Origin of the sequence: Rhizobium sp. NZLR1b, assembly GCF_019685155.1 — a bacterium.
In the GTDB taxonomy this organism is placed as follows: domain Bacteria; phylum Pseudomonadota; class Alphaproteobacteria; order Rhizobiales; family Rhizobiaceae; genus Rhizobium.
The window spans coordinates 112,504-124,183 of the sequence record NZ_JABDWC010000022.1; the positions used below are offsets into that span (position 1 = coordinate 112,504).

Annotated in this window: 9 protein-coding genes and 1 pseudogene; 7 read left to right on the forward strand and 3 right to left on the reverse strand. The window is 58.5% G+C overall.

The window, feature by feature from the left end; all coding sequences use genetic code 11:
* Positions 1 to 257: 257 nt before the first annotated feature.
* The 4 genes from HJB84_RS26010 (at position 258) to HJB84_RS26025 (ending at position 4,536) form a co-directional block, all read left to right on the forward strand.
* Positions 258 to 1,283, forward strand: a complete 1,026-nt coding sequence (locus HJB84_RS26010) for an amino acid ABC transporter substrate-binding protein (RefSeq protein WP_207584067.1) — start codon at positions 258 to 260, stop codon at positions 1,281 to 1,283.
* A 102-nt stretch (positions 1,284 to 1,385) separates the two neighbouring features.
* Positions 1,386 to 2,588 carry an amino acid ABC transporter permease gene (locus HJB84_RS26015; RefSeq protein WP_221117283.1) on the forward strand — a complete coding sequence of 401 codons (1,203 nt, stop codon included), beginning with the start codon at positions 1,386 to 1,388 and terminating at the stop codon, positions 2,586 to 2,588.
* A 1-nt stretch (position 2,589) separates the two neighbouring features.
* Complete coding sequence (locus tag HJB84_RS26020) at positions 2,590 to 3,744, forward strand: amino acid ABC transporter permease (RefSeq protein WP_221117284.1); 1,155 nt, start codon at positions 2,590 to 2,592, stop codon at positions 3,742 to 3,744.
* 18 nt (positions 3,745 to 3,762) lie between these two features.
* On the forward strand, positions 3,763 to 4,536 hold the full coding sequence (locus tag HJB84_RS26025) for an amino acid ABC transporter ATP-binding protein (RefSeq protein WP_003579010.1): 774 nt from the start codon (positions 3,763 to 3,765) through the stop codon (positions 4,534 to 4,536).
* 62 nt (positions 4,537 to 4,598) lie between these two features.
* Here the strand turns inward: HJB84_RS26025 and HJB84_RS26030 are convergent, their stop codons facing one another.
* Entirely contained in the window at positions 4,599 to 5,213 is a 615-nt protein-coding gene (locus tag HJB84_RS26030) for a hypothetical protein (protein ID WP_221117285.1), read from the reverse strand.
* Between the two features lie 601 nt (positions 5,214 to 5,814).
* On the opposite strand from HJB84_RS26030, the gene HJB84_RS26035 reads away from it, so the two are divergent.
* From HJB84_RS26035 to HJB84_RS26050, 3 genes are all read left to right on the forward strand, one after another.
* The gene (locus HJB84_RS26035; protein ID WP_221117286.1) at positions 5,815 to 6,261 is read left to right on the forward strand and encodes a DUF3597 domain-containing protein; all 447 of its coding nucleotides are present in this window, start codon (positions 5,815 to 5,817) and stop codon (positions 6,259 to 6,261) included.
* A 207-nt stretch (positions 6,262 to 6,468) separates the two neighbouring features.
* A complete protein-coding gene (locus tag HJB84_RS26040; RefSeq protein ID WP_207584062.1) occupies positions 6,469 to 6,780 on the forward strand; it encodes a hypothetical protein in 312 nt (103 codons plus the stop codon).
* A 1,065-nt stretch (positions 6,781 to 7,845) separates the two neighbouring features.
* Positions 7,846 to 9,897 carry a choice-of-anchor Q domain-containing protein gene (locus tag HJB84_RS26050; RefSeq protein WP_221117287.1) on the forward strand — a complete coding sequence of 684 codons (2,052 nt, stop codon included), beginning with the start codon at positions 7,846 to 7,848 and terminating at the stop codon, positions 9,895 to 9,897.
* Positions 9,898 to 10,025: 128 nt separating this feature from the next.
* Here HJB84_RS26050 and HJB84_RS26055 read toward each other — a convergent pair.
* Positions 10,026 to 10,244 (reverse strand): annotated as a pseudogene (locus HJB84_RS26055) (ATP-binding protein); the annotation flags it as partial.
* Positions 10,245 to 10,448: 204 nt separating this feature from the next.
* A complete protein-coding gene (locus tag HJB84_RS33725) occupies positions 10,449 to 11,318 on the reverse strand; it encodes a site-specific integrase (protein WP_311045005.1) in 870 nt (289 codons plus the stop codon).
* Between the last annotated feature and the right edge of the window lie 362 nt (positions 11,319 to 11,680).

Consider the following 11,680-nt stretch of genomic DNA (forward strand, 5'->3'; position numbering starts at 1 on the left):
TGATGGATTTTCCGAATTTCGCGTTATTTTTCCGCAACCGGACGCCTATTTCATAGTCAATCGCCCTCGAATGCGGCGCAATCTGCCAAAATTCCGAATTTTGCCGCAATTATTGATGGCGACACTTGACCATGGTGACATTTGCGACTGTGATAGGGCACTCGCGCCGGGAGGGTGTCGAGACAATGGGGGCGGCAGGTTTTTCCGCCGGAACTCCCCCACAAGAAAATATAAGACAACGGAAAAGGTTGGGAAAAATGAAGAACAAGCTTCTGTCCGCCGCTCTTGGCGCAGCAGTTTTCGCTCTTGGCGCCTCGGCTGCCTCGGCCACGACACTCACCGATGTAAAGGCTAAAGGTTTCGTTCAGTGCGGTGTCAATACCGGCCTTACCGGCTTTGCCGCACCTGACGCTTCCGGCAATTGGGCTGGCTTCGACGTCGACTTCTGCAAGGCCGTAGCTTCGGCCGTCTTCGGCGACCCCACCAAGGTCAAGTACACGCCGACAAATGCGAAGGAGCGCTTCACGGCTCTGCAGTCCGGCGAAATCGACGTTCTCTCGCGCAATACGACCTGGACGATCAATCGCGACACAGCGCTCGGCTTCAATTTCCGTCCTGTCACCTATTATGACGGTCAGGGCTTCATGGTGCGCAAGAGCCTGAACGTGAAGTCGGCGCTGGAACTTTCCGGCGCTGCAATCTGCGTGCAGTCGGGCACGACCACGGAACTGAACCTCGCCGATTACTTCAAGACGAACAATCTGCAGTACAATCCGGTCGTCTTCGAAAATCTTCCTGAGGTCAACGCAGCTTACGACTCCGGTCGTTGCGACGTTTACACGACCGACCAATCCGGTCTCTATTCATTGCGTCTTACGCTGAAGAATCCCGACGAACATGTCATTCTTCCTGAGATCATCTCGAAGGAGCCGCTTGGCCCGGCCGTCCGTCAGGGCGACGATCAGTGGTTCGATATCGTTTCCTGGACGGCTTATGCGCTGATCAATGCCGAAGAGTTCGGCATCACCCAGGCAAATGTCGACGAGATGAAGAACTCGCCGAACCCTGACATCAAGCGCTTCCTTGGCAGCGAGGCCGATACCAAGATCGGCACCGATCTCGGCCTGACCAATGAGTGGGCCTACAACGTCATCAAGGGCGTCGGCAACTATGGCGAAATCTTCGAGCGCAACATCGGCCAGGGTAGCCCGCTCAAGATCGCACGCGGTTTGAATGCTCTCTGGAACAAGGGCGGCATCCAGTACGCGCCGCCGGTTCGTTAATCGAACTCTGGCATAAAATCCGGGATGGCGGCCAAGCCGCCCTCCCATCTTCCAAAAAGCAAAAAGAAAGCCCGAAAACGGGCACAAGGGGATTGGCGCGGCATGACGCATGGGGCTGTGGATACGACACCTTTGCATGGCACCGGCTGGACTTTCCGGTCGGCAATGTACGACCCGAAATACCGGAGCATATTTTTCCAGGTTCTGACAATCGTTGTCCTCGTGGCGTTTGTGTGGTGGGTGGCCCACAACACGGCCGTAAACCTTGCCCGCAGCAATACAGCATCGGGCTTCGGCTTTCTTCGCGGTCGCGCCGGTTTCGAAATCGGCCAGTCGCTGATCAGCTTTTCGAGCGACTCGACCTATGCGCGCGCACTTGTCGTCGGCATTCTGAATACCTTGCTGGTGGCGGTGACCGGCATATTCACGGCGACCATCATTGGCTTCCTGATCGGGATCGGCCGGCTGTCGCACAACTGGCTGATTGCCAAGCTCTGCACGGTCTATGTCGAAATCTTCCGCAACATTCCGCCGCTGCTCGTCATCTTTTTCTGGTATCTTGGCGTACTCTCCGTCTTGCCACAGCCGCGCGAGTCGGTGGGTCTGCCATTCAGCATGTTCCTCAACAACAGAGGACTAGCCTTCCCGAAGCCGATCTTCGAGACAGGCATGATTGCGGTCGGGATCGCCCTGGTGATCGGGATTGTTGTCGCCATCGTCATGGCGCGCTGGGCTCATAAGCGCCAGGCGGCAACCGGCCAGCCGTTCCACACGGTATGGGTGTCGATCGCGCTGATCGTCGGCTTGCCATTGCTGGTCTTCGTTGTCTCAGGTTTTCCGCTAAGCTTCGACTTTCCCGTCGCTGGAAAGTTCAACCTGACGGGCGGCTCCGTCGTCGGCCCCGAATTCATGTCGCTGTTTCTCGCTCTGTCCTTTTATACCGCCTCGTTCATTGCCGAGATCGTCCGCGGCGGCATTCGCGGCGTTCCAAAGGGGCAATCCGAGGCAGCCGGCGCGCTGGGGCTGCATCCATCGAGCGTGACGAGACTTGTCGTGGTACCGCAGGCACTGCGTATCATCATCCCGCCGCTGACCAGCCAGTATTTGAACCTGACCAAGAACTCCTCACTCGCCATCGCGATCGGCTTTTCGGATCTTGTTGCCGTCGGCGGCACGATCCTCAACCAGAGCGGTCAAGCGATCGAGATCGTTTGCATCTGGGCTATCGTCTATCTCAGCTTGAGCATTCTCACGTCGCTGTTCATGAATTGGTTCAATGCCAAGATGGCACTGGTGGAGAGATAAAATGTCGATCACCGATAAACCCTTCGTCAGAACGTCAATCCTGGCCGCCGAGCCGCCTCCGCGCGGAGAAAGGGGCGCCGGCGCCTGGATACGCCGTAATCTCCTTGCTACCCCGAAGGACGTGGTCCTGACGATCCTGGCTCTTGCGCTGATCGCATGGGCCGTGCCGCATCTCGTCAACTGGCTGTTCATCCAGGCCGTATGGTCCGGGCCGGACCGCACATTCTGCGCGACGACGGTCCAGGGCGGCATCCAGCCTGACGGCTGGAGTGGCGCATGCTGGGCCTTCATCAGCGCCAAGTACGACCAGTTTATCTTCGGCCGCTATCCGCTCAGTGAGCGTTGGAGGCCGGCGATCGTCGGGATCCTCTTCATTCTGCTTCTTGTTCCGATGCTTATCCCTTCGGCACCGCGCAAGGGCCTGAACGCCATTCTTCTGTTCGCCGCCCTGCCGATCATCGCCTTCTGGCTTCTTCACGGGGGGTACGGCCTCGAAGTGGTGGAGACTCCGCTCTGGGGCGGGTTGATGGTCACGCTCGTCCTGTCCTTTGTCGGTATTGCCGTTTCCTTACCCTGCGGCATTCTGCTTGCGCTGGGACGCCGCTCGAAGATGCCCGTCATCCGCATGCTCTGCGTTACTTTCATCGAGGTCATTCGAGGCGTTCCGCTGATCACCGTTCTGTTCATGGCAAGCGTGATGTTGCCGCTTTTCCTTCCAACCGGCTGGAACGTGGACAAACTCCTGCGGGCGGTGATCGGCGTTTCAATTTTCACGTCTGCCTATATGGCGGAAGTGATCCGCGGCGGCCTTCAGGCGATCCCCAAGGGACAGTTCGAAGGCGCAGATTCGCTTGGCCTCGGCTATTGGCAAAAGACCCGGCTGATCATCATGCCGCAGGCCATCAAGCTGGTGATCCCGAGCATCGTGAACACCTTCATCGGAACGTTCAAAGACACTTCGCTGGTCACCATTATCGGCATGTTCGATCTGCTCGGTATCGTCAAGCAGAACTTCTCCGATGCCAACTGGGCGAGCGCCGTCACGCCGATCACGGGTCTGATCTTCGCGGGCTTCGTCTTCTGGCTGTTCTGCTTCGGCATGTCGCGCTATTCAGGCTTCATGGAACGCCATCTCGATACCGGCCACAAACGATAAGAATGAGGGAAAATAGTCATGGCTGAAGCTCCAGCGAAAAAGCTCACCGTTTCCGCAACGGAAGTGGCGGTCGATATCGTCAATATGAACAAGTGGTACGGCGATTTCCACGTGCTGCGCGACATCAACCTCAAGGTCATGCGCGGCGAGCGCATCGTCATCGCCGGCCCGTCGGGTTCCGGCAAGTCGACGATGATCCGCTGCATCAACCGCCTGGAAGAGCATCAGAAGGGCCGCATTATCGTCGACGGCACGGAACTCACCAACGACCTGAAAAAGATCGACGAGGTGCGGCGCGAAGTCGGCATGGTGTTCCAGCACTTCAACCTCTTCCCGCACCTGACGATCCTCGAAAACTGCACTTTGGCGCCGATCTGGGTGCGCAAAATGCCGAAGAAGCAGGCGGAAGAGGTCGCCATGCACTTTCTGAAGCGCGTCAAGATCCCCGAGCAGGCCAACAAGTATCCGGGACAGCTTTCCGGCGGCCAGCAACAGCGCGTGGCGATCGCCAGGTCGCTGTGCATGAACCCGAAGATCATGCTGTTCGACGAGCCGACCTCGGCGCTCGATCCTGAAATGATCAAGGAAGTGCTCGACACCATGGTGGGTCTTGCCGAGGAAGGCATGACCATGCTCTGCGTGACCCATGAAATGGGCTTTGCCCGCCAGGTCGCCAACCGCGTCATCTTCATGGACCAGGGCCAGATCGTCGAGCAGAATTCGCCGGCCGAGTTCTTCGACAATCCGCAGCACGAACGCACCAAACTGTTCCTCAGCCAGATCCTGCATTAAGCTTAGGCGCTGAGACTTTTCAAAGACCCGCCTCGCCTTTCGGTTTGGCGGGTCTTTCACGTTCAGCGCGAGGCTGACGCCTGCAGCAGGCTACAGAGGCCGGCAAGACCGGAATCAGAGCCGCCTGAAGCAACGCCGCCCGGGGAGGAAATATCAGCGCAACGGACCAGCATCTTGCGCTGTTCATTGACCGGTCTTGCCCGGAAGGCCTCCAGAGTGCGGGCCTGCGATGCACTGAGGGTCTCCCCAGCTGCGGACCTGTTGCTGCCGCCTGCCCTGCCGACGGCAAGATCGGCATCAACGCCGCGGCCGCGCCTGACCGAGGCGGTGGTCTCGGTATCAAGCCCATCGGAACCGCCGATGCGTGCATTGAGATCGGCATTGACGCCGCGCCCGCCGCCGAGCCTGGCATTGGCGGTCGCATCGAGACCATTACGGCCGCCGACATTGGCGGTCGCATCGGCATTGACGCCCCTCGAACCGCCGACGGAAGCATTGGCATCGGCACTGACGCCGCTGCCGCCGCCAAGCGATGCCCCGACGTCGGCGCTGACGGCATTGCCTGCATTCACCGATACGCCGACGTCGATAGCGTGTGCATCGCTTGCCGGCATGGCAAGCAGGGCGCAGGTGGATGCAAGCACCGCCAGGGATAGTCTATTGTGGTTATGGGTCATGTTTTCCTCCGTTTCCATTCGCCGAGCGATCTGCCCGGCAACCGAAAATCGAGGAACGCGCGTACCTTCGATCGTCTGGACGCCTGCAACCTGCAGGACATCCATGGCAAGGCAACGTGAAGGAATGACGAATGTTTCACGACAGGGCGCGGCAAGTCGGCTCGGCGGCGTGCAATGATCTTTCACGGTTATTGAAATACGAATTACCAACCCCGACTGTGCCGAAAGCGAACATGTCTTGCCGTGACTAGAGCGACGGCCGAGTATTTCCTTCCCGGCTGCGTAAGGAACCTTCAGAGCCGGCAAGCAAAGCTCGGCTCTCGATGCGATTGGCGGCGATTGATTCATCCGCAGCCTTTTGCAGATCGGCTGCACTTTAAAGCATGTCGCGCAAAAGTGTGCGCGGTTTTGCGGCAACGATATACGTAAAAACAAAGAGCTAGAGCGCAAGCAGCGAATCCGAAAGATCGCGACGCGCTTTAGAACTGGACTCTCCACCATTGATTGAGGCGACGAAAAATAACTCGCTTCCGTCTGGATATATCAGGCAGGAAGTCCATGTTTCAGCATGTTCTCATCTAATGGAACTGGAGGTTCAAGAATGGGCATTTTCGACAAGATCAAACATGCAATCTTCGGAGAATCGAAAGCAGCCGAACCCGTTGCATCAAGCGCGCCAAAGACGCAGCCCGCGCAGGCTCCTGTCTCGCCGTCGGCAGCGCCCAGTCCGGCACCTGCCGCCTCTCCCGCTCAGAGCAAGCCGGCTTCAACCACAGCCCCCGCCACAGCCACAGTCGATATCGTCCCTATCCTCGATGCGGCCGTGAAAAAGAGCGGCCAGAAACTCGATTGGCGCCACTCGATCGTGGATTTGATGAAAGCCGTCGGGATGGATGCAAGCCTGGCCGAGCGCAAGGAACTTGCCACCGAACTTGGCTATACCGGCGACAGCGGTGATTCCGCAAAAATGAATATGTGGCTGCACAAGGCGCTGATGAAGCGGCTCTCGGAAAATGGCGGCAAAGTACCGGCCGATCTCCTGGATTGATCCCTCGATTGATCAGTGACCGATAGCTGCCGCCACGTTGCGGCGGCGGCTATCCGACCGCCGGCGCTTGGCGATGGATGCTCACCTGTTCTTGGAGCGTCGGCAAGCCGGGGCCAACCGCCGATGAGTCCCCTTGCCGGAAGGCATTGGAACCAATAACGTTCTTCTCGATTACTTCGATTATCGATCAGGGGAGAATGAAATCCAATGAGATTGATGGCGGTCGTTGGCGTTGCGCTTAGCTTGAGTTTTATTTCTGCCGCGGAATCTCCTTCAAACTATCAATCCTACAGCGGCATTCGCGTCGATACCGACCCGGTCCTGCTGGCTCGCTACGACAAGGTGCTTCGGTGGTGCGTGCCGGAGGCAGGCTCATGGCGGCGCGGCTCGCCGGATCCACAAAGCCTGCCTTACAACGCAGCGCTCAGAAACTGCCTCTACAGGCACGGCTTCGTCGATAGAGGCGTCTACGCTTACCCCATTCCCCATGTTTACTTCGAGCATTTCTTGGATCGCTGAGAAGATCCGAGCAGCGCAGATCCGCGATAGAAATTCAAAGGTATAAACCCCACCGTATTGCGGGGGTCTTATCGACTACGCCTGCCCACAAATCCGATGCGTTTCCAGATCGAGCCGCTGCCGCGAGGGGCAACTCATAGGTTTGCTGCGACCGTCGATATGCTTCTTTACAACGCGGCGAGCAAACCAGGGACCCTGCGGGGCGGCCCTTATATAAAATGAATATGCTGCATGGATCTTGCACACCGGATTGATCCAAGCCGGGTCGGCCGACGGAGCAAGCTCGATTATATAGAGAGGGACTTCCCCGCCACCGGTCTAAGCGCCACCGTTCCGAGGTCTCGCACCCGGATCCCTCTCGTGCCAGCCGCTTCGGCAATGGGTTGAGTGGCGAGCAATTGACCGGGTGATGCAAGCGCTGCGATTCGTGCTGCAATGTTGACGGGCGCTCCAAAGAGATCGGCCGCTCTGCGGATGACTGGGCCGTGGTTTAGCCCCGCTCGAGTGAGTAGTAGGCGGTTCTTTGCGGCATGCCTGCAGCGGCGTCCGAGTACCTGGGGATCGCTGTATCGGGCTCAGAAAACGACGGCATTGTCTTATCGCCGATCCGTTTGATGGGGGGCTGATTGTGAAGTTCGAGGTGCAGCCGATTCGACGGTCACGCCCACAATTACCATCTCGATCAGTACCAATTAGCAGGGTGACACTGCAAAAAATTGCTAAATTCAGAAAAAATGTCGATTCCGCTTTTGGCGAGAGGAATCCAGTCACGCCATCAGGTTTTCTTAAAGTTTTCAATGGACGCATGTCGCTGTAGTTGCAGAAAGAATAATTCTCGGAAAGCGAGACATTTATATTGCCCCAATTTGGGCGACTCGAAATTCTGCAAATATTTCAAAACGTAACATCGGAGTGATTAAGATAATGTGGCAGCAATAAGGCTATTCTTCTCAAGCACTTACTGTCGCATTGCTGTTGCACCCTCAAAATTGTCACACTATAACCTGCCGCCGTAACGCTGGATTAACCCAAAATATTAACGGGCAGGGGTTGAGGAACAAGACCATGACAACATACTACGTAGCGACGACTGGCAGCAACAGCGGTAACGGCAGTACCTCCTCTCCTTTCCGTACGATCAGCGACGCGATGGCGTCGAACCTTAAGCCTGGCGACGAGGTCGTGGTGAAGCCCGGGACCTACAACGAGAGCATTAACATCGACAAGGACGGCTCGGCGGCAGGCAACATCACGCTTCGCTCGGAAGTGCCCGGCGCAGCACTAATCCGGCCACCAGCGGGCTCCTACACCGGGATCAGTGTCAACGGCAATTACGTGGTCATCAACGGCTTCGACATCAAGGGCGGCACCGGCGACGGCATCGAAGCGAACAACGTCCACCACATCCAAATCCTCAACAATACTGTCCATGACAGCGGGGAGTCGGGCATTCAGTTCAACCAATCGGACTTCATCCGCGTCGAAGGGAACGAGACCTACAATAACGCGTCGTCGGGCTGGTACTCGGGCATCTCGATCTACGAGAACCGGAACATCACCGGCGATACCTCGACGGACGGCTACCGGACGATCGTGCGGAATAACATCTCCCACGACAACGTCACGAAGTCGGGCGCGCATACCGATGGCAACGGCATCATCATCGACGATTTCCAGAGCACGCAGGCGAGCGGTCATCCCAACTACACATTCAAGACCCTGGTCGACAACAACCTCGTCTACGACAACGGCGGCAAAGGCGTCCAGGTTACCTGGAGCGACTCCGTCACGGTGCAGAACAACACCGCGTACCACAACAATCAGGACCCGGCGAACACCGGCACCTGGCGCGGCGAGCTCAGCAACTCGGCGTCGAACAACAACACCTGGGTCAACAACATCGCCGTTGCCGACCCATCGGTGAACAAGAACAACACTGCGATCGATAACACGTCTACCAGCGGCGCCAACAACAACGTCGTCTGGGCCAACAACATCACCTACAACGGCACGGCCGGCCAGGCATCGGTCAAGACCGACGGCGGCAACGCGATGCCGAGCACGGCGAACGGCAACAAGCTCGGCGTCGACCCGAAATTCGCGGGAGCAGCGAGCGACAACTTCCACCTCGGCTCCGGCTCGTCGGCGATCGACGGCGGAACCATCAAGTACGGCGTCGGCTCGGTCGATCTGGACGGCCACGCTCGTGTCGTTGGAACTGTCGATATAGGGGCCTACGAATCGGGCTCCAGCGCGGCACCGGGAACGCCAACCCCCACGCCGACGCCAACCCCCACGCCGACGCCGACGCCAACCCCCACGCCGACGCCAACACCCACGCCGACGCAACCGACAACTCCGACCACGTCGACGAAGGAATACCTCGGCACCAACGGCAACGACATCATGCCACACAACGGTCAGTCCAACGGCGGCAACGAAACCTTCAAGGCTCTCGCCGGTAATGACGTGGTGAAGGGCGGCGCCGGCGCGGACGTGCTCGACGGCGGTAGTGGCAACGACACGGCCAGCTATGCGGGCTCCGACGCGGTCCACGTCAACTTGACGACCTGGGCCGCATCGGGCGGGCAGGCAACCGGTGACAAGCTCGTCAGCATCGAAAACGTGACTGGCTCAAGCTACGACGACGCGCTGACCGGCGGCAATGGCGGCGGCAACGTTCTCAATGGTGGGGCCGGCGCGGACAAGCTGGACGGCGGCGCCGGCAATGATTTCATCATTGGCGGTGCCGGGAAGGACATTATGACCGGTGGCACCGGCGCGGATACGTTTATCTTGAAGGCACCGACGGAAACCGGGTCCGGCTTGAACCGCGACGTCATCACCGACTTCCAGCACGGCGTCGATAAGATCGACATCTCGGCGATCGATGCGAATGGCTCTGCGCAAGGCGATGGCACCTTCCATTTCCAGGCACAGGAGAATGCCTTGTTCGACCACAAGGCCGGCGCGCTCGCTTGGCACTATGACGACCAGGCCGGATCCGCGAACGATCATACCGTTATCCAGGCCGACCTGAACGGCGACGGCGTTCATGACTTCGAGATTCAGCTGCAGGGCCTCGTCCACCTGGGGGCAGGCGATCTAATCCTGTAACTATACCCATTGCGGCGGCCATCCGGTCGCCGCAACGATCGTGCTAACAATGGCGCGCGGATGAGACCGTCGGGAGGGCGTAGCCCGAGCGACGGTCTCATCCGCGCGCTGCGATTTTTCGACGGGTGTCAGCCGGCCTTTCGGGCCTGGCTTTGTGTGAGGCGACAGCTGTCGCCGTTCATCTCGAGGATGCTGACGTCGCGGGCGATGTGGTCCAGCAGAGCGCTGGTCAGGCTCTCGGATCCCAAGCTCTCCGTCCATTCGTCGAACGGACGGTTGCCGGTGATCAAGGTGGCACCTCGCTCATCGTGTTGCGATATCAGTTCGAACAACAATTCCGCACCGGTCTAGCGGCGCCCGTCCGGCCGCAGTACGCGAGGGTGGCCAGACGGCGGTCGAAATGTGACCGACCGTGAACAGGCCCTTCAGGCTGGTCGCGGGCGACTTCACATCATTGAAAACGTTGGCGACCCCTGCAGGAATCGAACCTGCGACAACCCGCTTAGAAGGCTTGGGGGCTGAATGTGAATTCCCCCAATGTTCATGACAACTTAGGCCGCATCTGACTTCTTGGTACGGGACTTTTTCCGGGAATTTGCGACGGCCTGCATTGCGTCGCGGATCTCGCTATCGATGACGTGCGCATAGCGTGCCGTCACTGATACATCGGAGTGGTTGAGGGCTTTGGAGACGAGCTTCAGGTTACCGGTCTCGCGCAGGAGCTTGGTTGCAAAGTCGTGGCGCAGGTCGTGGAAGCGCAGATCGCTGACGCCGGAGCGCTTGCGGAGGCGCTGCCATTCCGTCTTGCAGCCCTCATAGGTAAGTGGGTATCGCTGCCCCCTCACCCGATCATCCTTCTTGCTGGTGCGTTTCGCCACGTAGGTGAAGACGTAGCGATGGTGGTGGCCTCTCAGCGATTCCAGCAGCTCAGCGACAGTGTCGGACATCTCGATGATCACGGGTTTGCCGCCCTTGCCCACCGTGACGATCTTGCGCGTAAACCAGTTCACCTCCGGCCAGACGATCAGCGTCTCGTCGAGGCGCATGCCCGTCAACAGCGCAAACTCCAGCCATGGCTGATAGTCCGGCCGCACGGCGTCGAACAATGCTGCATCCTCTTCCTGGTGCAGCTCGCGCACCCGTTCATTCGCCTCGCTCAGGCGATGCGATTTCCAATCCGGCTCATTGGCAAGCAGGATCTTCCACGTTCTGCGCGCGCGCATGAACAGGCGTTTGAGGACAGCGACTTCGCGGTTGATCGTAGCTGGCGACACAAGCGTCATCGGGCGCTTGTCCTTGAACTTTTTCTTCCCCCAACGCGTCTCTTTCCGCCGGCCGGCGATGTAGCCGGACACCTGAGCATCGCTGATGGCGGACATCAGCGTGCTGCCGCCGAGGAACTTGATCAACCGTTCCAGCATGCGAAACGTGTCCGGCGCCGAGGGTTGGCTTTCGGCCACCTCCTGAAAATACCTGGCGGCCGCTATGCTGAGCGTGAGTGGAGAGTTGGCGGCCGTCTTCTTGGCCTCGGCGTCGAGAACAGCCTGCTTGCGCCATTGGCGCTCTAGGGCCTCTGCCTCTTTCTTGCTTTTGGTCTTTGAAGAGCCTCGAACGGTATGACCGTCGATATGGAATTCGATTTGCCAATAGGGGCTTTGACCTGCCACTGCGAATTTCTTCCAGAATTGATTAGAGTCCGGCCTTACGAAGGACGGACGAATGAAGAAGCAGAGATTTACAGAAGAGCAGATCATCGGTGTGCTGCGTGAGCAGGAGGCTGGCG

Coding starts and splice junctions, on each gene's coding strand:
- HJB84_RS26010 (WP_207584067.1), top strand. CDS start 258: ATGAAGAACAAGCTTCTGTCCGCCGCTCTTGGCGCAGCAGTTTTCGCT.
- HJB84_RS26015 (WP_221117283.1), top strand. CDS start 1,386: ATGACGCATGGGGCTGTGGATACGACACCTTTGCATGGCACCGGCTGG.
- HJB84_RS26020 (WP_221117284.1), top strand. CDS start 2,590: ATGTCGATCACCGATAAACCCTTCGTCAGAACGTCAATCCTGGCCGCC.
- HJB84_RS26025 (WP_003579010.1), top strand. CDS start 3,763: ATGGCTGAAGCTCCAGCGAAAAAGCTCACCGTTTCCGCAACGGAAGTG.
- HJB84_RS26030 (WP_221117285.1), bottom strand. CDS start 5,213: ATGACCCATAACCACAATAGACTATCCCTGGCGGTGCTTGCATCCACC.
- HJB84_RS26035 (WP_221117286.1), top strand. CDS start 5,815: ATGGGCATTTTCGACAAGATCAAACATGCAATCTTCGGAGAATCGAAA.
- HJB84_RS26040 (WP_207584062.1), top strand. CDS start 6,469: ATGAGATTGATGGCGGTCGTTGGCGTTGCGCTTAGCTTGAGTTTTATT.
- HJB84_RS26050 (WP_221117287.1), top strand. CDS start 7,846: ATGACAACATACTACGTAGCGACGACTGGCAGCAACAGCGGTAACGGC.
- HJB84_RS33725 (WP_311045005.1), bottom strand. CDS start 11,318: ATGCTGGAACGGTTGATCAAGTTCCTCGGCGGCAGCACGCTGATGTCC.